The sequence below is a fragment of the Halopseudomonas oceani genome, assembly GCF_963677335.1.
GTDB classification, from domain to species: domain Bacteria; phylum Pseudomonadota; class Gammaproteobacteria; order Pseudomonadales; family Pseudomonadaceae; genus Halopseudomonas; species Halopseudomonas oceani.
On the sequence record NZ_OY781932.1, the window covers coordinates 1981312 to 2004555 of the forward strand.

Annotated in this window: 20 protein-coding genes; 17 read left to right on the plus strand and 3 right to left on the minus strand. The window is 54.9% G+C overall.

Annotation, left to right across the window (positions count from 1 at the left end):
• The first annotated feature begins 2 nt into the window (after positions 1 to 2).
• From ACKPCU_RS09250 to ACKPCU_RS09330, 17 genes are all read left to right on the plus strand, one after another.
• Positions 3 to 953, plus strand: a complete 951-nt coding sequence (locus ACKPCU_RS09250; protein ID WP_321351614.1) for a Gfo/Idh/MocA family oxidoreductase — start codon at positions 3 to 5, stop codon at positions 951 to 953.
• On the plus strand, positions 950 to 1537 hold the full coding sequence (locus tag ACKPCU_RS09255) for an acyltransferase (RefSeq protein WP_321351616.1): 588 nt from the start codon (positions 950 to 952) through the stop codon (positions 1535 to 1537). Before ACKPCU_RS09250 ends, ACKPCU_RS09255 begins: the two co-directional genes overlap by 4 nt.
• Positions 1534 to 2634 carry a DegT/DnrJ/EryC1/StrS family aminotransferase gene (locus ACKPCU_RS09260; RefSeq protein ID WP_321351618.1) on the plus strand — a complete coding sequence of 367 codons (1101 nt, stop codon included), beginning with the start codon at positions 1534 to 1536 and terminating at the stop codon, positions 2632 to 2634. Before ACKPCU_RS09255 ends, ACKPCU_RS09260 begins: the two co-directional genes overlap by 4 nt.
• Positions 2625 to 3977 carry a lipopolysaccharide biosynthesis protein gene (locus tag ACKPCU_RS09265; protein WP_321351620.1) on the plus strand — a complete coding sequence of 451 codons (1353 nt, stop codon included), beginning with the start codon at positions 2625 to 2627 and terminating at the stop codon, positions 3975 to 3977. The genes ACKPCU_RS09260 and ACKPCU_RS09265 overlap by 10 nt, the downstream gene beginning before the upstream one ends.
• A gap of 9 nt (positions 3978 to 3986) precedes the next feature.
• Entirely contained in the window at positions 3987 to 4502 is a 516-nt protein-coding gene (locus ACKPCU_RS09270) for an acyltransferase (RefSeq protein WP_321351622.1), read from the plus strand.
• Between the two features lie 388 nt (positions 4503 to 4890).
• On the plus strand, positions 4891 to 5067 hold the full coding sequence (locus tag ACKPCU_RS09275) for a DapH/DapD/GlmU-related protein (protein ID WP_407651843.1): 177 nt from the start codon (positions 4891 to 4893) through the stop codon (positions 5065 to 5067).
• The gene (locus ACKPCU_RS09280; RefSeq protein ID WP_321351623.1) at positions 5057 to 6238 is read left to right on the plus strand and encodes a glycosyltransferase family 4 protein; all 1182 of its coding nucleotides are present in this window, start codon (positions 5057 to 5059) and stop codon (positions 6236 to 6238) included. The genes ACKPCU_RS09275 and ACKPCU_RS09280 overlap by 11 nt, the downstream gene beginning before the upstream one ends.
• A gap of 2 nt (positions 6239 to 6240) precedes the next feature.
• Positions 6241 to 7338, plus strand: a complete 1098-nt coding sequence (locus ACKPCU_RS09285; RefSeq protein WP_321351626.1) for a glycosyltransferase — start codon at positions 6241 to 6243, stop codon at positions 7336 to 7338.
• Between the two features lie 20 nt (positions 7339 to 7358).
• Positions 7359 to 8513 carry a hypothetical protein gene (locus ACKPCU_RS09290; RefSeq protein ID WP_321351628.1) on the plus strand — a complete coding sequence of 385 codons (1155 nt, stop codon included), beginning with the start codon at positions 7359 to 7361 and terminating at the stop codon, positions 8511 to 8513.
• 2 nt (positions 8514 to 8515) lie between these two features.
• A complete protein-coding gene (locus ACKPCU_RS09295) occupies positions 8516 to 9646 on the plus strand; it encodes a glycosyltransferase family 4 protein (protein ID WP_321351630.1) in 1131 nt (376 codons plus the stop codon).
• Positions 9643 to 10239 carry a sugar transferase gene (locus ACKPCU_RS09300; RefSeq protein ID WP_321351632.1) on the plus strand — a complete coding sequence of 199 codons (597 nt, stop codon included), beginning with the start codon at positions 9643 to 9645 and terminating at the stop codon, positions 10237 to 10239. The genes ACKPCU_RS09295 and ACKPCU_RS09300 overlap by 4 nt, the downstream gene beginning before the upstream one ends.
• Positions 10236 to 10853, plus strand: a complete 618-nt coding sequence (locus ACKPCU_RS09305; RefSeq protein WP_321351634.1) for an acetyltransferase — start codon at positions 10236 to 10238, stop codon at positions 10851 to 10853. The genes ACKPCU_RS09300 and ACKPCU_RS09305 overlap by 4 nt, the downstream gene beginning before the upstream one ends.
• Positions 10854 to 10912: 59 nt before the next feature.
• A complete protein-coding gene (locus ACKPCU_RS09310) occupies positions 10913 to 12088 on the plus strand; it encodes a DegT/DnrJ/EryC1/StrS family aminotransferase (RefSeq protein WP_321351636.1) in 1176 nt (391 codons plus the stop codon).
• 168 nt (positions 12089 to 12256) lie between these two features.
• Positions 12257 to 13138 (plus strand): UTP--glucose-1-phosphate uridylyltransferase GalU, encoded by an 882-nt coding sequence (galU, locus tag ACKPCU_RS09315; protein ID WP_229744391.1) that lies wholly within the window; start codon positions 12257 to 12259, stop codon positions 13136 to 13138.
• Positions 13139 to 13162: 24 nt separating this feature from the next.
• Positions 13163 to 14458: a UDP-glucose dehydrogenase family protein gene (locus ACKPCU_RS09320; protein WP_321351638.1), complete on the plus strand. Its 1296-nt coding sequence runs from the start codon at positions 13163 to 13165 to the stop codon at positions 14456 to 14458.
• Between the two features lies 1 nt (position 14459).
• Positions 14460 to 16109, plus strand: coding sequence for a glucose-6-phosphate isomerase (pgi, locus tag ACKPCU_RS09325; RefSeq protein ID WP_321351640.1), 1650 nt, complete (start codon positions 14460 to 14462; stop codon positions 16107 to 16109).
• Between the two features lie 182 nt (positions 16110 to 16291).
• Complete coding sequence (locus ACKPCU_RS09330) at positions 16292 to 18295, plus strand: nucleoside-diphosphate sugar epimerase/dehydratase (RefSeq protein WP_321351642.1); 2004 nt, start codon at positions 16292 to 16294, stop codon at positions 18293 to 18295.
• 75 nt (positions 18296 to 18370) lie between these two features.
• Here the strand turns inward: ACKPCU_RS09330 and galE are convergent, their stop codons facing one another.
• The 3 genes from galE to ACKPCU_RS09345 all read right to left on the minus strand — a co-directional run bounded on the left by galE (position 18371) and on the right by ACKPCU_RS09345 (position 23018).
• Positions 18371 to 19396 carry a UDP-glucose 4-epimerase GalE gene (gene galE, locus ACKPCU_RS09335; protein ID WP_321351644.1) on the minus strand — a complete coding sequence of 342 codons (1026 nt, stop codon included), beginning with the start codon at positions 19394 to 19396 and terminating at the stop codon, positions 18371 to 18373.
• A 55-nt stretch (positions 19397 to 19451) separates the two neighbouring features.
• Positions 19452 to 21278 carry a glutamine--fructose-6-phosphate transaminase (isomerizing) gene (gene glmS, locus ACKPCU_RS09340; protein ID WP_321351646.1) on the minus strand — a complete coding sequence of 609 codons (1827 nt, stop codon included), beginning with the start codon at positions 21276 to 21278 and terminating at the stop codon, positions 19452 to 19454.
• A gap of 180 nt (positions 21279 to 21458) precedes the next feature.
• Entirely contained in the window at positions 21459 to 23018 is a 1560-nt protein-coding gene (locus tag ACKPCU_RS09345) for a methyl-accepting chemotaxis protein (RefSeq protein ID WP_321351647.1), read from the minus strand.
• Positions 23019 to 23244 lie beyond the last annotated feature (226 nt).

Consider the following 23244-nt stretch of genomic DNA (forward strand, 5'->3'; position numbering starts at 1 on the left):
AAATGAAGAAGTTTGCGTTAATTGGTGCCGCTGGTTATATCGCACCGCGTCACATGCAGGCGATCAAGGCGACTGGCAATGAACTGGTCGCAGCCTTGGACCCAAATGATTCGGTGGGAATCATTGATAGCCATTTTCCGGATGCGGACTTTTTTACTGAGTTTGAGCGTTTTGATAGACACTTGGATCGTTTGCGGCGTTCGGGTAGTGAGAAAAAAGTAGATTATGTTTCGATATGTTCGCCAAATTATTTGCACGACTCTCACATGCGCTTTGCTTTGCGTTCAGGTGCGGATGCAATTTGTGAGAAGCCTCTAGTATTGAATCCCTGGAATATTGATGGGCTCATTGATATCGAGCGAGATACCGGGCGTAAGGTCAATACCATTTTGCAGTTGCGCCTGCATCCGGCTATTTGTGCGTTGCAAGATCGAATCTTGACCGAGCGCAAGGAGAAAAAGCATGAGGTCGACCTGACCTATATAACCTCTCGCGGTCACTGGTACCTGCAAAGCTGGAAGGGTGACGAAAAGAAATCTGGCGGTATAGCGACCAATATCGGCGTCCACTTCTTTGATATGCTGCACTTCCTGTTTGGCCGGTTGCAAGATATTAAAGTTCATCTCTCTGAGGACACCCGTGCCTCTGGATATCTCGAATATGAGCGCGCTCGCGTACGCTGGTTTTTGTCGATCGACATCAACGACGTTCCTGCGCAAGTCCGTGAACATGGTCAACGTACCTTCCGCTCGATCACAGTGGACCAACAGGAGATCGAGTTCTCATCAGGGTTTACTGATCTACATACCCGAAGCTACGAGGAGATTATTGCCGGCCGCGGCTTCGGGCTGGAGGAGAACCGTGTTGCTATCGAGACGGTTTCGAATATACGCAATGCCACACTCCAGAGCGGTGGAGATCAACACCCCTTTGTTTTGAAGGTGAAAAAATGAGTTACCAGGCCCACCCAAGCGCTATTGTTGATGAAGGCGCGGAGATTGGCGAAGGCTGCCGTATTTGGCATTTTGTGCATGTTTGTGGCGGTGCGCGAATTGGTAAGAGTGTGTCCCTTGGCCAGAATGTGTTCGTCGGCAATAGAGTCGTTATTGGTGATCGCTGCAAAATTCAGAATAACGTCTCGGTCTACGACAATGTAACGCTTGAAGAGGGCGTTTTCTGCGGCCCGTCTATGGTGTTTACTAACGTCTATAATCCTCGTTCGCTGATTGAACGCAAAAGCGAATACCGCGATACCTTAGTAAAATCTGGCGCCACGCTTGGCGCCAATTGCACCATTATCTGTGGGGTGACAATCGGCGCCTTTGCTTTTGTTGGAGCCGGTGCAGTGGTTCAGCGCGATGTAGCGGATTTTGCTCTTATGGTTGGCGTGCCGGCTCGGCAGATAGGCTGGATGAGCGCCTATGGTGAGCGTCTCAGCCTACCGCTTTCCGGGGAAGCTGAAACTACTTGCCCTCATACCGGTGATCGGTATGTCTTGTCAGATAGTTGTGTTACTCGGATGGAGGCGTGCGCATGATCCCGTTTGTGGACTTGGCCGCACAGCAAGACAGGCTGCGCACCGAAATCGAAGCTGGCATTAGCCGAGTCCTTGCTCATGGCCAGTACATTCTTGGGCCTGAGGTTGCTGAGCTTGAAGAAAGGCTCGCAGCGTATTGTGGTGCGAAGTATTGCATCACCGTCGCAAATGGTACTGATGCGCTTCAGATAGCACTGATGGCGCTTGGGGTTGGCCCCGGCGACGAGGTGATTACCCCCAGCTTTTCATACATCGCGACGGCGGAAGCCGCATCTGTGCTAGGCGCAAAACCTGTTTATGTCGATATCGACCCGGTCACATATAACGTTGATCCAGCGTTAATTGAAGACGCGATCACTTCGCGAACCAAGGCGATCATTCCGGTATCTCTTTATGGCCAGCCCGCTGATTATGATGCGATCAATGCTATTGCAATAAGGTACGGTATAGCGGTGATAGAAGATGGTGCGCAGAGTTTTGGTGCAACCTATAAGGGGCTGAAGTCTGGCAATCTGACGACTATCGGCTGCACCAGCTTCTTTCCGTCCAAGCCCTTGGGGTGCTACGGTGACGGAGGTGCGGTCTTTACGTCTGATTCTGAGCTGGCGAAGGTAATTCGGCAGATTGCAAGACACGGCCAGGAGCGCAGATATTACCATGTGCGCGTCGGCGTGAACTCACGACTCGATACACTCCAAGCTGCAATTCTGCTGCCTAAACTAGCAATTTTGGACGACGAGATCGCAGCGCGGCAAGGAGTTGCTGATGTGTATTCGAAACGCTTGCGAGATCTTGGAATTACCACTCCGGAAGTAGCACCAAGAAGCGTTAGCGCCTGGGCACAATACACCATCCGAGTTCAGGAACGTGACAGCTTTCAAGCAGCCTTACGAGAATCAGGTGTTCCGACGGCAGTGCACTATCCTTTGCCTCTCAATCGCCAGCCGGCAGTTTCGGATCCGCATGCATTGCTACCGCAGGGGGATATGGCTGCTGATGAAGTCATTAGCTTGCCGATATGTCCTTACATGAAGGATGAGGTGATGGGGCGTGTGATTTGTGCTTTGGAAAATGCGTTGAGGGAAAGATGTCGTTGAAAGGGGAAGGGGTTGGAGGGTTTAAAAGAAATGTAATATTAGTTGCAGGTGGAACCGCTTTTGCCCAATTTGTATCCCTATTGTTTATACCACTTCTGACGCGCCTTTATACTCCATCGGATTTTGCTGTTTTGGCATTGGTTGGCGCTATAGTCGCCATAACGTCTTCTGTGGCATGTCTCAGATTTGAAGTGGCCATACCAATTCCGGCGGAAGACAAGGCCGGTTTTGAGCTTTTATGTTTGGCTTTATTTTCTTGTGTCATCTTGTCCCTTTTTTTTTCTGCGATTTTTTTTATATTTATTCAATTCTATGATGACGTGATTGATGCGCGACAGTTCTGGGCTATTTGGTCTTTGTTGTCGGTTGGAATGATTTTTATAGGCGGGTATCGCTCTTTGCAATTTTGGTCTACAAGGAAAAAGAACTTTGGCGATATTTCAAGAACAAGAGTAACTCAGTCGCTTTCTGGCGTTACAGCTCAAGTAGTTAGTGGTTTTGCTGGGCTAGGTGGTGTAGGGCTAGTTTTGGGGTTGGTCCTAACTCAGGCAGGGGGTGTTTTTTACCTAGTAAAGCGATGTTACCTGGATATAAAGACGCATGCCCCTTTGATTAGTTATGTCGGCCTTAGGGATGCGGCGGCTGAATATAGTAATTTTCCTAAATACTCGGCACTAGAAGCACTCTTTAGTGCTACGTCTTTACAATTACCTATCCTGATTATAGCCGTCTACGCAGATAGCGCTGAGCTTGGTTGTTTAGCGCTGGCGTTGAAAATAATGGCCGCACCGGTGTTGTTGGTCGGTAATGCGGTGGCGCAGGTGTTTTTAGCTGAGGCTTCAAAGGCAGATGCGCGCGGCGAATTGGAGGGGTTTACTACAAAGCTAATAGGTAAGCTACTCCTTATCGGTGGTCCTTTATTGGTCACGGGGGGCGTTGTTGCAAAACTCATCTTGCCTGTAGTGCTAGGGAGTGAGTGGGGGCGAGTGGGAGAGTTGATGGTATGGATGCTGCCATGGTTTGTTTTGCAATTTATAACCTCGCCAGTTTATATGGTTTTCAATGTGCGTAATAGGCAGCGTTATGCGTTAGTGCTACAAGTTAGTGGGCTAGTGCTGCGTTGTCTCCCTATTGTTGTTGTGGGAGAGTTAGCAGTAGGGTTTCTGTCTGAGGTTTATGCGGTAAGTAGTTTTATGTTTTATGTGTTGTATTTTTATGCCGTCGCTGATGTTGCTAATATTCAACTTCTTGAATTGATGAAAAGTTGCTTTTTGGGGGCTGCGCTTTCTCTGCTTGCCATAGGTGGTGGGATAGTGGTGCTGTCTTTTTGGGCGGGGGCTTGAGGAGGGTAAATGAAGGTTTTCTATAATAAGTTATTTAAAATTCTGTCATATTTTCCCGGCAGTTCAAAGGGCGCAATTTTTAACCGGCTTAGGGTTAGGGTTTTGGGAAAAATTGCAAAAGGAGTTGGTAGTCGTTGCCTAATTAGAAGCGGTGTGGTTATCAATCGTCCGGATAATTTTTGCGTTGGTTCTGATTCTGGACTAGGTACGGGTAGCTTGATAAGCTGCGAAGGCAAAGTGGTGCTTGGTTCTCGGGTGCTTATGGGGGCTGATGTAATTATATATACATCTAATCATATATGGTCTGAGCAATGTGGCACCTATTTTGGACAAGGCTTAAATATCGCGCCGGTCACTATAGGTGATGATGTTTGGCTTGGTGCTCGTTGTATAATTTTGCCTGGAGTTTCTATTGGCGATGGCGTGACAGTGGCAGCTGGTGCTGTTGTTACTAAAGATGTTCCCTCACTCGCTGTCGTTGGCGGCGTGCCTGCGAAAATAATAAAATACAAAAGGCGGGTATAGTATGGAAGATAGACGCCAAAGTGTGGGTGCGAGGCGAGTTACGAGTTTTTCTCGGTTGAGAGTTTTTATTTTGCTGGATTTTAGGGCGCGAAGAGCGGTCTCGTTTTGGAATCCGATAGTTAGATTTCAAATTGCGCTTAGAGTCTATGAGTATCTGGTAAACTCTGGAAGTAAGTTTGCCCGCGTTTTGTTCTCCTTTTACTTTAGAAGAGTTTCTATTCGATTGGGTTTTTCTATACCTCCAAACGTATTCGGCCCTGGTCTTTGCATTGTCCATTATGGAACTATTGTGGTTTCACCGCACGCTAGAGTAGGGCGAAACTGTAGGCTTCATGCGGGTGTGAATATAGGTGGGAAAGCTGGGTTTTATTCGATTTTAGAGGCGAGCATGCTCAGTCCTAGTATCGGTAGTGGTTGCTATATCGGTCCGGGCGCAAAAATATTTGGTCCTGTTACTTTGGGGAAGAGCTGCACTATTGGTGCCAATGCAGTAGTGAACAGAAGCTTTGGTCCCAACTCTACACTGGTGGGTGTGCCAGCCAGAGAGGTAGTGCGTGAAAATTGAACTGGTGATGATGTCTTCATTAAATAAGTCGGGTGGAGGTCGGGAGACTTGGTTGCTCAATTATCTTGAAGAACTGCAAGCTAGGGAATGTGCTGATACCTATGATTTCTCTGTGTTGCAGCTCGCTGAAAATTCGTTGCTGGATGATTTTGGCTGCGGGGGAGGCGGGTTGGTGGGCGCTATTAGGCAGTACGGTAAATTGTTTTCTGTGTTTCCAACTCCTATTCGTTTTGCGGTTTCATACCTTACTAGAGGTATGTGTTTATCGATAAAAGAACCTCTGGCCTACGATGTTGTGATAGCGGTTGGGGGACTAAATGAAGCGATTCCTGTTGCGTTTTCTTCTTTCCTTTTTCGAGGTCGTTCTAGATCAAAAAAAATTATATGGTTGAGGACAATTTATACGAAAGAGAAAGGGTATAGGTTTGGTCCTTTTGCTAGGCGAATGCTTTTGAAGCTTGAGTGTTTTTTATATAAGCGTTTTTTCAATCTCGTGGTGGCAAATGGCGATGATACAGCTGCCTTTTATAGGCAAGCTGGGCTTGATGTTTCTGTTGTGCATAACTCAACTAATCTTTCTCGCTGGCTTTCTGTAGATGGTTCTGAGTCAGAAAGATTTAGAATTGCTTTCATCGGTAGGCTATCTTCAGTTAAGGGGATTTCGGAGTTCCTGTCTTCCATAAGGAGGATGCAAGAGATTAATGTCGATGAGTTCGCGAACGTAGAGTTTCATGTGGTGGGTGATGGGGATGTGAAAAGTAAGGAGGCTGTACTTGACCTTCAGGATAAAGGTCTCTTGAAATATCATGGGGCGATGGATAATCGTAGTTTGCCAAATTTCCTTGAGGATATAGATTGCTGTGTCGCCCTCACCCTGCTGAACGATGATATAGGTGGTGGCGGAGTCTCTAATGCGCTAATAGAACAAATGGCCGCGGGGAAAGCGATCATCGCTTGGGATAATTCCATTTTTACGCCTATTTTAAGTCCCGAAGTCGCCTGGATGGTTCCTCAAGGTTCTGTGGGTGGTCTAACCTCAGCGTATATCGATGCTTGTTCTGATAGGGCTCAGGTTTTTAGAAAAGGAAGGCTATGTCGGGAGCGAAGTCTAGATTTCGATATTCGGGCGCACGTGAATCGTTTTTATAACTTGATCAACAAGGGTGCCTAGTCGTGCGAAAGGTAGTTGGTGATGTTGGCCGGGTTTTAAATGTTATTCCGTCTTCTTCGGGTGGTGGAGCTGAACGCGTCGTTCGTACTTTGACCAGGGCGATGCAGTCGAAAAGTGTTTGCTGTGAAACCCTGTATTTTTCTGCAAATTCCGAGGATGACTTGCTGGGTTTTGAGCACTCTCTAGGCGTTTCTTATAAGAATCCACTCATTATTTTTGCTCTCCGTAAGTTTATAAAATCCCGCATGGGGGCAGGTGGGCTGATTGTTCATGCGCACTTAACATGGGGGTTATACTACGTTTTCTTTGCCTCTTTGTTTTTACCTGTAAGGTTGGTTTACACTGAGCATAGTACTTATAATTCAAGACGGAAATATTGGGTTTTCCGTTTTTTTGATCGGTTGGTGTATTCTAGATTTGATCGGGTTGTATGCATTAGCGAAGGTGTTCGGCAGTCGCTCCTGAGTTGGATTGGCCCGAAGTTTGATACCAAGCTATTCTTGATTCTGAATGGCGCGGATATTTATGAGTACAGGGCTAGAAAGCTAGACGCTTCCCGTTTGCCCTCGTTTGTTTCTATCGGTTCTTTGAATCCCCACAAAGGGTTTCAACTAGCAATTGAGGCCCTGGCTGATATTTCTGCTGAGTTCAGCAGTTATAGTATTTTTGGGGAGGGAGCTTATCGGGAAAGTCTGGAGAGACTGATCGTTCATTCTGGGTTGCAGGGGAAAGTACACCTTATGGGGTGGACTGACGACGTTGAGAAAGCTCTACACGGTGGGGATATTCAGCTGATTCCTTCTGTATGGGAGGGTTTTGGGTTAACGGCCGTAGAAGGTATGTCTACAGGCCTGCCTTTAGTGATATCTGATGTATCAGGGCTCAGGGAAGTAGTGGGGAATGGTAAGTTCGCAGTGTTAGTTGATCCTGCTGGAGGCAAAGCAGCTTGGGTTTCGGCAATTAGGGAATTAATAGAGAGGTTTAGGCAGAACCAAGAGAGGCTCTCAATTGAGGCTCGTCGTCGTGCCTTGTTTTTTAGGAATGAGTTTATGGTTGACTCGTATTTTAGAGTTTATTCTACGCTGTTGCATAATTTTTGAAGCAAATTTGCCGGTGACGTATGTCAGATATATATTCGGTGTCTTCTATTTTGTCATCAGTTTTTGTTTTTATTGGTGGCTTTTTTCTTATTTTTTTTGTGTCAAGAGGCTTTTCCGTTTCCTATGCTAGGGCCTCTTTTCTATATGCTTGGCATACTGCTTTCTGTTTCCTTTATTTGTGGTATGTATTAGAGAACGGTGGCGATGCTATTGGGTATTTTCGTCGCGGTGCTGCGGGGCTAAGTGAGGCTGGTGTTGGGACCTCGAGTGTGGATTTTTTTATATCTGTTGTTTCTTATGTTATACCCCTGTCAATATTAGGCGTTTCTCTTGTTTTTAATTTGATTGGATGTGTGGGGCTTCTAGCTTTCGATGCCGCGTTGAAACAGGCGACCCTGAACGCTGGCCGGACCCTTCGTATTATTTCTAGTTTTATCGTATTTCTTCCGTCAGTTAGTTTTTGGTCCTCTGGTATAGGTAAAGATGCTGTTTCCTTTATGGCTGTGTGCTTGAGTGTTTGGGCAGCGTTAGATTTCTCTAAACGTATGCCTTTATTTTTCTTTTCTGTGTTATGTATGTTTTTTGTTCGGCCTCATATGGCTGGCTTGCTTGTTCTTGCGGCATCTGCATCTTATCTGTTGTCAAATAGGCTCAGTTTGGCACGCCGATTTGTTTTTGGTGTTTTGGCAGTAAGTGCTGCGGCTGTGATGGTTCCGTTTGCTCTAAAGTACGCAGGCGTCGGTCAGGAAGTAGGGTTGGGGGGGATTTCTGATTATATTTCTAGTAGGCAGAATGAAAACCTGGGAGGGGGAAGTAGTGTTGATATCAGCTCAATGAACTTTCCCGCAAAGTTGATAAGCTATATTTTCCGGCCTGCTATTTTTGAGGTGAACTCGGTTTTCTCTCTTGCTGCCGCCTTAGATAACACGCTCTTGCTCTGTTTGGTATTGTGGGGTGGTTGGGCTTGCTTTAAAAAACACGTACGTGTTGCCGGCGACTCTGTGTTTATGTGGTTGTACTCAATGGCTGCCTGGGTGATTTTGTCTCTCACTACGGCTAATTTAGGTATAGCTCTCCGGCAGAAGTGGATGTTTGTGCCCGTTTTGATATATCTCTTTATTTCTGCGCTTAGTGAAGTGCGTCGAAAAAGATCTCTCGATGTGTCTAGGGGATGATTATGGAAAATTCAGTTTTTTTGATAGTGGCCAGTTTCCCTGAATCTTTAGTTAAGTTTCGAGGGGCATTAATAAGTGAGCTGGTTTCAGCTGGCTGTGAGGTACATGTTGCTGCACCCGTCTTAGGCCTAAATGATGACTTTTCTAACTCTGTTTCTTTGTTGGGCGCAAGGCTTCATGAGGTACCCCTTCAGCGTACGGGGATGAATCCATTTTTGGATTTTCAGACGTTCTTCTCTTTGGTTTTCCTGATTAGACGTATAAAAGCAGATTATGTTTTAGGTTACACCGTAAAGCCTGTTGTTTATGGTTCGCTTGCTGCTTGGTTGCTGGGCGTTAAGGGGCGCTTTTCTCTAATTACTGGTCTCGGTTACGCCTTTACCGGTAAGGCTCGTGGATTTCGCAAGTTTTTGAAGTCCTTGGTTTTTTGTTTATACAGGATCTCTCTTTCTCGCAATGAAGTTGTGTTCTTTCAAAATGCAGATGATGAAAGTCTTTTTCGGGGAAATCGAATATTGCCTGCTGATATAAAAACTTGTGTTGTAAATGGCTCGGGAGTAGACCTGAACGAATACCCCTTGTCTCCCTTGCCGGTTCAGCCATCTTTTTTATTGATCGCTCGGCTTTTAGGGGACAAAGGGTGTCGTGAGTATGTCAAAGCCGCGATGCAGGTAAGGGAGCGGTACCCCAGCGTTAAGTTTACGCTTGTCGGTTGGATTGATCAAAACCCGGACGCCATAGCGTCGAGTGAACTTAAGTCGTGGGTTGAGACAGGAGCCGTCGAGTACCTTGGTAAGCTTGCCGATGTTCGCCCCGCTATAGCTGAAGCTTCAGTGTATGTTCTTCCCTCCTACAGGGAAGGCACTCCTCGCACAGTTCTTGAGGCTATGGCAATGGGTCGGGCGATCATTACGACCGACGCGCCAGGCTGCCGCGAAACGGTCATTGATGGCGAGAACGGTTTTCTGGTGCCTGTGAAGTCGGTTGATGCGCTGGTTGAGGCGATGACTCGGTTTATCGAGGATCCTGAGCTTGCTGCTCGGATGGGTAAACGGTCGCGTGAAATTGCCGTCGAGAAGTATGACGTGCACAAGGTAAATGCGGTCATGCTCAAGGAAATGGGGATTCAATGATCAAGCGCGCATTCGATATTGTTGCGGCGGGTTGTGCATTGTTGTTGCTGGCTCCGGTTATCGGGTATGTCGCTTGGCAAATCAGCCGCAAGATGGGCTCACCTGTGTTATTTCGACAGGTGCGCCCCGGCTTGAATGGCAAGCCGTTCGAGATGATCAAGTTTCGCACCATGAAAGATGCTCTGGATGCTGCCGGTAATCCGCTGCCTGATGCAGAGCGTTTGACGCCCTTCGGCCAGTTTTTGCGTTCTTCCAGTCTGGATGAGTTGCCGGAATTGTGGAACGTACTCAAAGGCGATATGAGTCTGGTGGGGCCGCGACCGCTGTTGATGGAGTATTTGCCTCTGTATTCAGCCGAGCAGGCTCGGCGGCATGAGGTGCGGCCGGGTGTGACCGGTTGGGCGCAGGTGAATGGTCGCAATGCGCTGAGCTGGGAAGAAAAATTCAAGCTGGATGTCTGGTACGTGGATAACCAGTCGCTATGGCTGGATATCAAGGTGCTGTTTCTGACCGTTAAAAAGGTGCTGGTGCGCGATGGCATCAGTGCGGAAGGCGAGGCAACCATGTCGAAATTCACTGGGAGCGACTCGTGAAACACCTTGCGGTGCTGGGTGCCAGCGGCCACGGGAAGGTGATTGCCGATTGTGCTGAGGTCTGCGGCTGGGATCAGGTCAGTTTCTTTGATGACCTCTGGCCAGAGCTGGCGGCCAACAGTCATTGGCCGGTCATCGGCGGCACTAAAGAACTGATTGAACGCCTTGCCGAGTTTCAGGGTGTGCTTGTGGGGATCGGCAACAACGTTATCCGTTTGACCAAACTCCAACAGCTACTGGATGCCGGGGCGCATGTGCCTGTCTTGCAGCATCCTTCGGCTCATATCAGCCGGTATGTGCGTATCGGCGCTGGTTCAGTCATTTTCGCGGGTGCGGTAATTAACGCTGACAGTGAACTTGGTCAGGGGGTCATCGTCAATACGGGGGCCACCGTTGACCATGACTGTGTGCTTGGCGATGGGGTACATATCAGCCCCGGAGCAAATCTGGCTGGGGGCGTTGTTGTCGCGGCCAGAAGCTGGGTTGGCATTGGCGCCAGTGTTCGACAGTTGGTGCGGATCGGCAGTGATGTCGTTGTCGGCGCGGGTGCCGCCGTTGTGGCCGATGCTGCTGACGGATTGATCCTGGTAGGCGTGCCAGCGCGGCCTCGTTAATTCGCTATTTTTGCCGCGCAGTAACGGCTGCTCGGCCTGTCTTTTAAGGGCTTTCTACCATGCTTAACACCCCGTTTTCTCCCTGGCCGTCGTTTACCACAGAAGAAGCCGACGCGGTTCACGCAGTGCTTTTGTCCAACAAGGTCAATTACTGGACAGGACAGGAGGGGCGTGAATTCGAGAAAGAGTTTGCTGCCTGGGCTGACTGCACTCATGCGATTGCCCTGTCCAACGGCACTCTGGCGCTGGACCTCGCGCTGAAGGGGCTGGGCATTGGGCCGGGTGACGAGGTGATTGTTACGCCGCGTACCTTCCTGGCATCGGCATCCAGCATCGTGACGGCCGGTGCCGTACCCGTGTTCGCGGATGTGGATCCTGACTCGCAAAACATCACCGCCGAGACCATTGAAGCAGTGCTGACTGAGCGCACCAGAGCCATCATCTGTGTGCATCTGGCCGGTTGGCCCTGTGATATGGACCCGATCATGGCCCTGGCAGACACGCACTCGCTGTTTGTGATTGAAGACTGCGCGCAGGCGCACGGTGCACGTTACAAAGGGCGTTCGGTGGGCTCGATCGGTCATGTGGGGTGCTGGTCTTTCTGCCAGGACAAGATTATGACGACGGGCGGCGAGGGCGGCATGGTGACGACCAACGATCGCGAGTTGTGGTCCCGCATGTGGTCCTACAAGGATCACGGCAAGAGCTGGGAGGCCGTATACGAGCGTCAGCATCCGCCAGGGTTTCGCTGGCTGCATGAGAGCTTTGGCACCAACTGGCGCATGACCGAGTTGCAGGCGGTGATTGGGCGTATTCAATTGCGCCGTATGGCCGACTGGACCGCTGCGCGTACACGCCATGCCGAGCGGATCTGGGATACCTGCCGCGGTTTTGCTGTTGTGCGTGTGCCAACATTCCCTGACGACTGCGTTCATGCCCATTACAAGTGTTACGTGCAAGTGGTGCCTGAGAAGTTGGCCGCTGGCTGGACGCGTGACCGCATTATTGAGGCGATTGTGGCAGGGGGCGTGCCCTGTTTTCAGGGGTCCTGTTCCGAGGTGTATCTGGAGAAGGCATTTGACGGTACCGGCTGGCGGCCGTCCGAGCGTTTGCCGGTGGCCCGCGAGCTTGGCGAGACCAGCCTGATGTTTCTGGTGCACCCGACACTGACCGAGGCCGAAATGACCAAAACCTGTGCAGTAATCCGGGCGGTGCTTGCCGAGGCGGGTTGCTGATCACTAGGCTGTAGAGCCCGTCGCAGAGGCGCATAACGCGGATTGCGGTGGGCTGCTGGCAATGGGATGGTGCCGATTTTGCTTGGTTGACGTTACGAATGGGTGGCGTTGTGTGCCGTTGCACTGCTGGCCGCTATCCTGAATGAACATGAACGATCAGGAGTTGCTGTGAAGGTTACCAAGGCAGTTTTACCCGTTGCCGGGCTGGGCACACGCTTTTTGCCGGCCAGCAAGGCGATTCCGAAGGAAATGGTCACCGTGGTGGACAAGCCCGTGGTGCAGTATGTGGTTGAGGAAGCGCTGGCTGCGGGTATCAACGAGATCGTGCTGGTGACCCATGCCAGCAAGAAGGCCATTGAAGATCACTTTGACGTCAACTACGAGCTTGAGGCCGAGCTGGCACGGCGCAGCAAAGACGCGTTGCTCAAGGTTCTGCGCGAGATTGCGCCGCCGGAGCTAAAGGTGACGGCGGTGCGTCAGGGGCGTGCGCTGGGCCTGGGACATGCGGTGGCTTGTGCACGGCCGGTGGTGGGCGATGCGCCTTTCGCGGTGCTGTTGCCGGATGTGCTGGTTGAGCAGGTGGGCGGGTTGTCTGACCTTGCCGCGATGACCACACGGTTTGGCGAGACAGGCAAGGCGCAGGTAATGGTTGAGCCGGTGCCCTGGGAACGAGTGCACCAGTATGGTGTGGTTGATCTGGGCGGCGTTGAACTGCATCAGGGTAAGCAGGCTGTGATGCAACAGGTGGTCGAGAAGCCAGCCCGCGAGGCGGCTCCATCCAATTTGGCCATTGTCGGGCGCTATGTTTTGCCGGGCACGATCTTTGATCTGCTGGCAGCGACTGCGCCAGGCGCAGGTGGCGAGATCCAGCTGACCGATGCGATTGCGGCCCTGATGCAGCAGAGCGGTGCCGAGGCCTACCGTATGCGCGGGCGCTCCTTCGACTGTGGCAGCAAGCTGGGGTATCTGGAGGCAACGTTGGCCTACGGCCTGCAGCACCCGGAGCTGGGTGCGGATTTCAAAGGACTATTGGCTCGCTACGCGCCATGAGCGTACGGGCTGAGGACAGGCACCATGCAGGTTGATGTTTACGGCGATACGCTTTGTGCGCTGGTCAGTGCGACGGCGCTGGCTTCGACCGGTAATCAGGTGCTTCTGCACCTGCCAGAAGGGGCACATGCCGAGCAGTTGATGCGCGGCGAATGCCCCTTTCGCGAGCCCGGTCTGGCGGATTTGATGACCGAGCAGCAAGAGGCGGGCCGGCTGCTGCTGACCTCGCTTGAGGCTGCTCCGCAGGTGCCGGGCGGTGTGATCTGGCTGGCCCTGAACCCTGACATGCCGGCTGAGGCGCAGGCGCTGATTGGGGCGTTGCCCGAGCGCTGCACTCGCCGCTGGTTGGTGGTTAATCAGTCAACCTTTGCGGTCGGCAGCAGCGAGCTGCTGCAACAGGCGTTGCTGGAATGCGAGGCTCCGGTTGCTGATCCGGGAGCCGTAGTTAGTCTGCCGGACCTGCTGATCGAAGGTAATGCGCTGCAGAGCTTCATGCGCGCCGACAGTTGGCTGCTTGGCGCTGACGCCAACTGGGCCCGGCAGCTGGTGACCGAGCTGCTGCGGCCGTTCAATCGCCGCCGCGATGCCATCATGCCGATGCGGCCGCGTGAAGCAGAGTTCACCAAACTGGCGATTACCGGCATGCTCGCTACCCGCCTGAGCTATATGAACGATATGGCCAATCTGGCTGACAGCCTGGACGTGGATATTGAACAGGTACGGCAGGGGATGGGCGCTGACCGGCGGATTGGTGACGCCTACCTGTATCCGGGCTGCGGCTTTGGCGGCCTGAGTTTCTCTCGCGATGTGATGAGTCTGGCCTCGACACTGCAGGGCAGCGGTATGGCTGCCCAACTGCTCGACGAGGTGTTGAACATCAACGAGCGCCAGAAAGAGGTGCTCTTTCGCAAGCTGTGGCGTCACTACGGCACCAACCTGCGTGGCCGCAAGGTGGCGTTGTGGGGCATCGCGTTCAAGCCTGAATCGTCGCGCATCAACAATGCGCCGGCGCTCAAGTTGATTGAGGCGTTGTGGGCGCAGGGGGTTGAGGTGCACGTGCATGATCCACGTGCGCTTGGCTCTCTGGCGCAATGGGCTGGTGAGCGTGAAGATCTGGTGCTCCACCAGGACCCGTATGCGGCGGTCGCGGGGGCTGATGCGTTGATGCTGGTGACCGAGTGGAAGGCATATTGGAGCCCGGATCTGACACGTCTGCACGAGCTGATGGCAACACCGTTGCTGCTCGATGGCCGCAACGTCTGGGATCCGGAATTCATGAAGCAGAACGGTTTCGCATACTACGGCATAGGACGGCGATGACATGAGTAGTCCTCTGACTGAGAAGGCCTCCTGGCGAGCGCTGGTAGCGCATGCGCAGGAGGTGCGAGGCGCGCATCTGGCTGATCTGTTTGCCGGTGATGCGCAACGCTTTGTGCGGCTGCATCGAGCGTTCGACTCGATCCTGTTTGACTTCTCCAAGCAGCGGGTCGTTGAGGCGACGCTGCCGCTGTTATTTGATCTGGCGGCTGAGCAAGGGCTGGCAGAACGCATGGCTGCGCTGTTTGCTGGCGCCGCAGTTAACCCGAGCGAAGGGCGCGCGGCTATGCACTGGGCGTTGCGCTTGCCGTCTGAGCGAACGTGCCTGGTCGCCGGTGAGGATATAAACCTGCAGATTCAGGCTGAACTGCAGCGGATGGACGGCATTGTTCAGAAGGTCCGCAGTGGTCAGTGGCGTGGCGTGACCGGCGAGGTCATTACCGATGTGGTGAATATCGGCGTCGGAGGCTCTGACCTCGGGCCGCTGATGGTAACGGAGGCATTGGCTGACTGGCGGCCGTCTACCGCATCGCCGCTGCATGTGCACTTTGCCTCGACAATGGATGGTAGCCAGGTGTCGCAGTTGCTGGGTGGCCTCAACCCGCATGCGACGCTGTTTATCATCTCGTCCAAGTCCTTTTCCACCATTGATACCCTGAGCAATGCGGCAACTGCGCGTGGCTGGCTCGAACGTGAGCTGGGGGCTTTGCCCGGCTTGCTCGACTGTCACTTCATCGGTGTGTCGGCGGCGGCAGAGCGCATGAGCGAGTGGGGCATCGCCCCCGCCAACCAGCTGGCGCTGTGGGACTGGGTCGGTGGGCGGTTCTCGCTCTGGTCCGCCATTGGCTTGCCGATTGCGCTGTCTATCGGCATGCCGGCGTTTCGTGAGCTGTTGGCTGGTGCGCACGCGATGGATGAGCACTTTCGTCAGGCCCCCTGGGCCGACAACCTGCCGGTGCTGCTCGGGCTTATCGGCGTGTGGAACACCAATATGCTGGGTATTAACGCGCATGCGGTGTTGCCCTATGACGGCAGGCTTAAGGAGTTGCCCAATTACCTTGAGCAACTTGAGATGGAGTCCAACGGCAAGTCGGTGAACCTGGCTGGTGAGAGCATTGATTATGCGACCTGCCCGATTGTCTGGGGCACCATCGGTCCGAATGCCCAGCATGCGTTCTATCAACTGCTGCATCAGGGCACCGAACCTGTGACCTGTGATTTTATCGTTCCTGCGCGGCGCTATCGCGAGGCGCAGCATGGTGGGGCGACCGCTGAACTGTTGGCTCAGCACGAACTGGCGCTGGCAAACTGTCTGGCCCAGTCCCGTCTGTTGGCGCTGGGTGACGGCGCAGTGAAAGACGCCGCATCGTTGCCACGCAACCGCCGTTATCGCGGTAATCAGCCCAGTTCGACCCTGTTGCTGGATGAACTGACGCCCCATAGCCTGGGTGCGCTGATTGCTCTGTATGAACACAAGGTGTTTGTGCAGTCGGTGATCTGGGAAATCAACCCGTTTGACCAGTGGGGCGTGGAGATGGGCAAGCGTATCGCAGTGGATGCCCTGGCCTGCCTGCGTGGTGAGCTGGCCGAACTGCCGGGCGCGGATGCCTCCAGCGCGGGGTTACTGGCTCGGATTCTGGGTGAGTCTGCCTGATGCTCCGGCTGTAGCAATGAAGCGGCTCTGATTAATGAGAGTAATTCCTGTTTGTAGCCCTGCCTGACCGGGCGTATGCTGATGATCTGCACGCGTTATGCAACTTCGGCAGGAACTGTACTGGAAGGTGGCTCTGTCGTGTTGCGTATAATCGCGTCCGTTCTGTTGAGTTGGAGAGCAAGATGCTCAAGGAAAGACTGATTGGGTTGAGCCATGCGCAAAAGCGCTCAATTCAGATTTTTGCCGACCTGATTCTGATCTGGTTGTCGCTCTGGCTTGCTCTTTACCTGCGTCTTGGTGGTGAAACCGGTTGGGTAGTTCCCACGCCTGAACAGCGTTGGTTGTTTGTGTTGGCCCCTGCGCTGGCCTTGCCTATCTACATCCGCATGGGAATGTACCGTGCGGTGATGCGGTACTTCGGCAGCCAGGCGCTGTTGTGTATTTTCAAGTCGGTGACGCTGTCGTTTCTAGCACTGGTCATGGTGGTGCTGGCGGGGCGCGATAGCGGCTGGGATGTGCTGTTTCCGCGTTCGGCGATGGTTTCTTACTGGTGGCTTTCGCTGTTGCTGATTGGTGGTCTGCGGCTGGCGGCCCGCGAGTACTTCATGGGTGACTGGCTAATGGGTGCGGCACCTGGCCCTGATCAAGCCGTGGCTGAGCAGGAAGTGGGTGTGCCGGTCGCCATTTTTGGCGCTGGCGCGGCGGGCAATCAGCTACTGGCCTCGCTGCGGCTTGGTCGCATGTATAAACCCAAGGCGTTCATTGATGATGACCCGAGTCTGGCCGGACGGGTGATTGGCGGCCTGCCGGTGTACCCGTCTGAGCACATTGCCAAATTGATCGCCGAAGCCGACATCAAGGAAGTGCTGCTGGCTATTCCGTCTGCCACCCGAGCAACACGACAGCAGATTCTCTTCCGCCTGGCTGGCTTCCAGGTTCATGTGCGCAGTATCCCGGGGATCATGGACATTGCCAGTGGCAAGGTCAAAGTGGACGATCTGCAGGAGGTCGATATTGCCGACCTGCTGGGCCGGGATCCGGTCGAGCCGGTCGAGGAGCTGATGGATTTCTGTATTCGCGACAAGGTGGTGCTGGTGACGGGCGCAGGTGGCTCCATCGGCAGCGAGTTGTGTCGTCAGATTGTCAACGCCGGGCCGTCCAAACTGGTGCTGTTTGAACACAACGAGTTTGGTCTTTACGCCATTCACACCGAACTGCAAGGCTGGATCAAGGCGCAGAAATTGCCGATCGACCTGATCCCGATTCTGGGTTCGGTGCGCAACAGCGGTCGTCTGGTCGACGCGATGGCGGCTTGGAAGGTCGATACCGTCTATCACGCGGCGGCCTACAAGCATGTGCCGATGGTCGAACACAACGTTGCCGAAGGCATCATGAATAACGTGTTCGGTACGCTGAAGGTGGCACAGGCTGCCATTCGCTGCGGTGTGCAGAACTGTGTGCTCATCTCGACCGACAAGGCGGTTCGACCGACCAATGTGATGGGGGCAACCAAGCGCCTGGCGGAGATGGTGTTGCAGGCGCTCAGTGCTGAGTCGGCACCGAATCTGTGGGGCGATGACAGTGGCGTGCGGGTGGTCAACCGGACGCGCTTTACCATGGTTCGATTCGGCAATGTGCTGGGGTCGTCGGGCTCGGTTATTCCGTTGTTCCGCTCGCAGATCAAGCGCGGTGGCCCGATTACCGTGACCCATCCTGACATTACCCGTTATTTCATGACCATTCCTGAAGCGGCGCAGCTGGTGGTTCAAGCTGGCTCGATGGGGAAGGGGGGGGATGTCTTCGTACTGGATATGGGTGAGCCGGTGCGGATCGTCGAGCTGGCGCACAAGATGGTGATGCTGTCAGGCCTGACGGTGCGTGATGAGGTTGATCCCAACGGCGATATCGCCATTACCTTTACCGGACTGCGACCGGGCGAGAAGCTGTATGAAGAACTGCTGATCGGTGACAATCCGGAGCGCACGGCGCACCCGAAAATCCATCGGGCAAATGAAGAGTTTGTCGATTGGCCGACGCTGTATGAGGTGCTGATCCGTATGAATCAGGCGGTGAAAACGGATGCGTATGACGATGTCCGGGCACTGCTGCTGGACACCGTTAACGGTTACCAGCCGACTAACGGCATCGTCGATCTGATTCATGGGCAGCGCATTATTCAGAGCTGACAATCACTGCCTTGAAGAGGCCGGGCTGCTGCCCGGCCTTTTTGTTTGTGCGGCATTCGCAAGCGGAGGGGCGGGTCAGCGGTAGCCGTCGGGATTCTGCTGTTGCCAGTGCCAAGCGTCGGCGCACATGGCGTCGACGTCCCGTTCGGCTTGCCAGCCTAGCTCGCGGGCGGCCAGTGACGGGTCGGCGTAGCAACTGCCGACATCACCGGGGCGGCGTGCAACCACTTGATACGCCAGGGGCTTGCCACAGGCGCGCTCGAACGCGTGCAGCATGTCCAGTACGGAGTAGCCGATGCCGGTGCCGAGGTTGAAGGCGGCAAGGCCCTGTTTGCGCGTTAACCACTGCAGCGCCTTGACGTGCCCTTCGGCCAGGTCCATCACGTGGATGTAGTCACGTACGCCGGTGCCATCGTGGGTGTCGTAATCACCACCAAACACGCTGAGGTGCTCACGTCGGCCTACTGCGACCTGGGCGATGTACGGCAGCAGGTTGTTGGGGATGCCGGCCGGATCTTCGCCAATCTGTCCGCTGGGGTGGGCGCCGACCGGGTTGAAGTAGCGGAGCAGGGCGAGGTTCCAACTGCTGTCGCTCCGGTAAAGATCCCCCAGTATTTCTTCGATCATCAGCTTTGACCGGCCGTACGGGTTGGTCGCGCTGGTCGGGAAGTCTTCAGTGATCGGCAGGCAGGCTGGGTCGCCATAGACGGTGGCTGACGAGCTGAATACCAGATTACGCACGGTGGATCGCTGCATGGCCTGCAGTAGCGAAACCGCGCCGGTGACGTTGTTGTGGTAATACATCAGTGGCTCGGCCACGGATTCGCCGACGGCCTTGAAGCCAGCAAAGTGAATGACCGCGTCAACCGGGTTGCTGGCAAACAGGTCGTCCAGCAGGCTGCCGTCGTTGACGTCGCCGGTGATGATGTCGAGCGTCTTGCCGGTGAGGTTTTGCACCCGGCGGAGCGCTTCAGGGGAGCTGTTGCTGAAGTTATCCAGCACGATGACCTGGTAGCCGCATTCCAGCAGGCGCAGGCATGTGTGTGAACCGATGTATCCGGCACCGCCGGTCACCAGTATGGTTGCTGCGTCGGTGTTCATGGGGTGGCTCCCTTAGGGTGTGCCGCGGTAGCCGCACACCTGCCTTGAGCGGTGGTTACTCGACGGTAACCGATTTTGCCAGGTTTCGTGGTTTGTCGACATCGGTGCCCTTGACCAGTGCAACGTGGTAGCTCAGCAGTTGCAGGGGCAGGGTGTAGATAATCGGTGAGACGCAGTCTTCGACCCACGGCAGGCTGACGTCGCGTACTTCGGGGTCGGTACTTTGCTCGATGGTTTCGCAGGCAAAGTTGATCAACTGGCCGCCACGGGCGCGCACTTCTTCCAGGTTGGACTTGAGTTTTTCCAGCAGGCTGTCGCTGGGTGCGACCGAAACCACGGGCATGTCTTCGTCCACCAGGGCCAGCGGGCCGTGCTTCAACTCCCCGGCAGCGTAGGCCTCGGCGTGGATGTAGGAGATTTCCTTGAGTTTGAGGGCACCTTCCATCGCGATGGGGTAGTGCGGACCGCGGCCAAGGAACAGCGCATGGTGTTTGTTGGCAAACTGCTCGGCCAACGCAACAATCGCCGGTTCCAGCCCAAGCACCTGTTCCACCAGGGCAGGCAGCGTGCGCAGGGCGTTGACGTTACGGGCAACAAATTGGCTGCGGCCGTGGGTCTGGGCGAGGGCCGTGGTCAGCCACAGCAGTGACACCAGTTGAGTGGTGAAGGCCTTGGTTGAGGCCACGCCAATTTCCGGACCCGCATGCGTGAGCAAACGCCAGTCGGCCTCACGTACCAGCGAGCTGCCAGCGACGTTGCAGATGGCGAGGGTTGCGAGGTAGCCCTGATCCTTGGCGTAACGCAGTGCGGCCAGGGTGTCTGCGGTCTCACCTGACTGGGAGATGGTGATCAGCAGGGTGTTGGCCGGCACTACAACGCTGCGGTAGCGGTATTCGCTGGCGACTTCGACCTGGCAGGGAATGCCGGCCTGTTCTTCGATCCAGTAGCGGGCGACCAGTCCAGCATGGTAACTGGTGCCACAGGCAACGATGTGGATGTTGGCGATGTCGGCCAGTCGGGTTTCCGCTTCGGGGCCGAGGATGGCGGTCAGCACGTGGTCGTCGCCAAGGGTGCCAGCCAGGGTGTCGCTGATGGCTTGTGGCTGCTCAAAGATTTCCTTGAGCATGAAGTGGCGGTATTCGCCCTTGTCCAGACTGTGGGCGGCGTGCTCATAGCGAACTACCGGGCGGTCGGCAGTATTGCCAGCGTGGTCCCAGATGTCGCAGGTGTCCAGAGTAACGCGGGCGTAGTCGCCTTCTTCCAGGTAGCGGAAGCGGTCGGTTACCTGCAGCAGCGCCAGCGGGTCGGAGGCCAGGTAGTGTTCGCCGCTGCCTTCTCCGATCACCAGCGGGCTGCCCATGCGTGAGCAGTACAGGGTGCCGGGCTCGGATTCATGGACCACCGCCAGCGCATAGGCCCCGTGAATCTCGCCCAGAGTGTTGCGGAACGCGCTGAGCATGTCGCCGGTTTCGGCAAAGTGGTGCGCCAGCAGGTGGGCGACGACTTCGGTATCGGTTTCGGACGTAAAGCTGTAGCCCAGATCCTGCAGCTGTTTGCGCAGCGGAGCATGATTTTCGATGATGCCGTTGTGGACGATCGCCAGTCCGTTGGACAGGTGCGGGTGGGCGTTGTGTTCTGACGGTTTGCCGTGTGTGGCCCAGCGGGTGTGGGCGATGCCAAGGTGACCACTGACCGGTGTGGCCTGCAGTGCGTTTTCCAGCTCTACGACCTTGCCGACGGCGCGGACGCGTTGAATTGCGCCGGCGCTGTCGATGATTGCAACGCCGGCCGAGTCGTAGCCGCGGTACTCAAGACGGCGCAGGCCTTCAAGCAGGATGGGGGTGATGTCGCGCTGGGCGGTTGCGCCGACGATTCCGCACATGGATGTGTCCTTGTTTCACAGGCAAAGGCGGCAGTTTAGCACTGTCGCCCCGCGGGTGGGTAACCCTCAGGGGCGGCAGGACAAGGTTGTCGAGAGCTCTGGGGCTTGGCCCGGCGAAGCGCGTCTGGTGCGGCCTGTGGGTCGAGCTGATGCTCGACCTTCTCGGGAAGTGGTTACCGGTCAACGGCGGTTAAAACGGTCAACCAGGTCGACCTGGCGCTGGGCGGTGGTCGCCAGTTCGCCACTGAGCTCGGCGCTGCGGCTGGCCTGGCCCGCCGTGCTGTCTGCCAGCGAGGCGATGCTGGTGACGTTGCGGTTGATCTCTTCGGCAACGCTGCTTTGCTCCTCGGCGGCGCTGGCGATTTGGCCGGCCATTTCGTTGATCCGTTCGATGGCCTGACGAATGCCTTCGAGCGCTTCGTCTGCTTCGATGACCTGAGCAACACCGCGCTCGGCCTGTTCGTTGCCAGCCTGCATGGTATCTACCGTGCTCTTGGCTGCATGTTGCAGGTTGGAGATCAGACCATGGATCTGTTCGGTGGCTTCGGCTGTCCGGCTGGCGAGGGCGCGCACCTCGTCGGCAACGACGGCAAAGCCGCGTCCCTGCTCGCCTGCGCGTGCTGCCTCGATAGCGGCATTCAGAGCCAGCAGGTTGGTCTGTTCGGCGATTCCTTTGATGACGTCGACGACGGTGCCGATTTCACGGGCGTCTGATGCCAGCTTGTTGGTGACGGTGCTGGCTGACTCAACCGCGCCGGATAGGTTCTCGATGGCGATACGGGCGTTGCTGGCCAACTGTTTGCCTTGTATGGCCAGTTGCGCTGCGTCGTGGGTTGCGTCTGCGGCGTTCTGGACGTTGCCCGATACCTCCAGCGTCGCCGCAGCCATCTGGTTGATGGCAGTCGCCACCTGATCTGTTTCGGCGCGCTGTTGGGCCAGCCCCTCACTGCTTTGGCGAGCGATGTCGCTGGCTTCATGGGCCTGCAGCTTCAGGCTGTCAGCGCTGTCTGCTACCCGGGCGAGGCAGGTCGTAAGGCGTGCCTGCTGGCTGAGAATGGCCATTTCCAGTTGGCCCATCGCGCCGCGGAAGGGGGTAAACATCTGGGCCAGCAACGGGTCACTGATACTGTTGCCGGCCGAGTGCACAATACGCTGCAGACGCTGCTCAAGGCTGGCTTTCATGAGATACCCGGCGGGCACACCGAGCAGGCCCGCGACAGCTGCGCCGGGCCAGCCGAACAGCACGCCTGCAGCGCCGCTAGCCGCCATTGCCAGTGCGGACGGCAGGATCTGCATGCCCAGACCGGCGACGTCACTCTGCACCGCCTTGCCGCCACGTGAGAGGCGTTGGTAGAGCGTTGATGCCCGTTCAATCTGCCCGGCCGTGGGTTTGGTGCGGACCGACTCGTAACCGGTGATCTGGCCGTTCTCCCAGATGGGGGTGACGAAGGCATTGACCCAGTAATGATCGCCGTTCTTGCAGCGGTTTTTGACGATCCCCATCCAGGCCTTGCCGGCCTTGATATCAGCCCACATGTGCGCGAAAACCGCTGGCGGTACGTCTGGATGACGGACCAGGTTGTGCGAGGTGCCGATCAGCTCGTCGCGGGTAAAGCCGCTGATTTCAATGAAAATGTCATTGCAGTAGGTGATGACGCCCTTGAGGTTGGTCGTGGATATGAGTCGCTCGTCCGCCGCAAAGGTACGTTCACGCTGGGTTACGGGCTGGTTGTTACGCATCGGTGAATGTCCTTGAATGTCTGCCCGTGAGACATATCGGGCTGACTATTGTCTAAACTGCTATATCGGCAGCGATGGCAATGGCTGTAGGCCTCGACTTTGTCTCCTCCGCAGGACGGTTTCAGTCTGCCGTCGGGGAGTGTGAGTGGAGCCGTGTGAGCGGTTGCTGAATGGTGGGAGTGGTTCCGGCGACCTGCAGGTTTCAGCATTTACCGGAACTTCCTGC

Excerpts from the sequence above, each read along its gene's own strand:
- ACKPCU_RS09270 (WP_321351622.1), top strand. The coding sequence starts at position 3,987 with ATGAAGGTTTTCTATAATAAGTTATTTAAAATTCTGTCATATTTTCCC.
- ACKPCU_RS09345 (WP_321351647.1), bottom strand. The coding sequence starts at position 23,018 with ATGCGTAACAACCAGCCCGTAACCCAGCGTGAACGTACCTTTGCGGCG.
- ACKPCU_RS09320 (WP_321351638.1), top strand. The coding sequence starts at position 13,163 with ATGCAGGTTGATGTTTACGGCGATACGCTTTGTGCGCTGGTCAGTGCG.
- ACKPCU_RS09330 (WP_321351642.1), top strand. The coding sequence starts at position 16,292 with ATGCTCAAGGAAAGACTGATTGGGTTGAGCCATGCGCAAAAGCGCTCA.
- ACKPCU_RS09265 (WP_321351620.1), top strand. The coding sequence starts at position 2,625 with ATGTCGTTGAAAGGGGAAGGGGTTGGAGGGTTTAAAAGAAATGTAATA.
- galE (WP_321351644.1), bottom strand. The coding sequence starts at position 19,396 with ATGAACACCGACGCAGCAACCATACTGGTGACCGGCGGTGCCGGATAC.
- ACKPCU_RS09260 (WP_321351618.1), top strand. The coding sequence starts at position 1,534 with ATGATCCCGTTTGTGGACTTGGCCGCACAGCAAGACAGGCTGCGCACC.
- glmS (WP_321351646.1), bottom strand. The coding sequence starts at position 21,278 with ATGTGCGGAATCGTCGGCGCAACCGCCCAGCGCGACATCACCCCCATC.
- ACKPCU_RS09300 (WP_321351632.1), top strand. The coding sequence starts at position 9,643 with ATGATCAAGCGCGCATTCGATATTGTTGCGGCGGGTTGTGCATTGTTG.
- ACKPCU_RS09255 (WP_321351616.1), top strand. The coding sequence starts at position 950 with ATGAGTTACCAGGCCCACCCAAGCGCTATTGTTGATGAAGGCGCGGAG.
- ACKPCU_RS09295 (WP_321351630.1), top strand. The coding sequence starts at position 8,516 with ATGGAAAATTCAGTTTTTTTGATAGTGGCCAGTTTCCCTGAATCTTTA.
- ACKPCU_RS09275 (WP_407651843.1), top strand. The coding sequence starts at position 4,891 with ATGCTCAGTCCTAGTATCGGTAGTGGTTGCTATATCGGTCCGGGCGCA.
- pgi (WP_321351640.1), top strand. The coding sequence starts at position 14,460 with ATGAGTAGTCCTCTGACTGAGAAGGCCTCCTGGCGAGCGCTGGTAGCG.
- ACKPCU_RS09250 (WP_321351614.1), top strand. The coding sequence starts at position 3 with ATGAAGAAGTTTGCGTTAATTGGTGCCGCTGGTTATATCGCACCGCGT.
- ACKPCU_RS09310 (WP_321351636.1), top strand. The coding sequence starts at position 10,913 with ATGCTTAACACCCCGTTTTCTCCCTGGCCGTCGTTTACCACAGAAGAA.
- ACKPCU_RS09290 (WP_321351628.1), top strand. The coding sequence starts at position 7,359 with ATGTCAGATATATATTCGGTGTCTTCTATTTTGTCATCAGTTTTTGTT.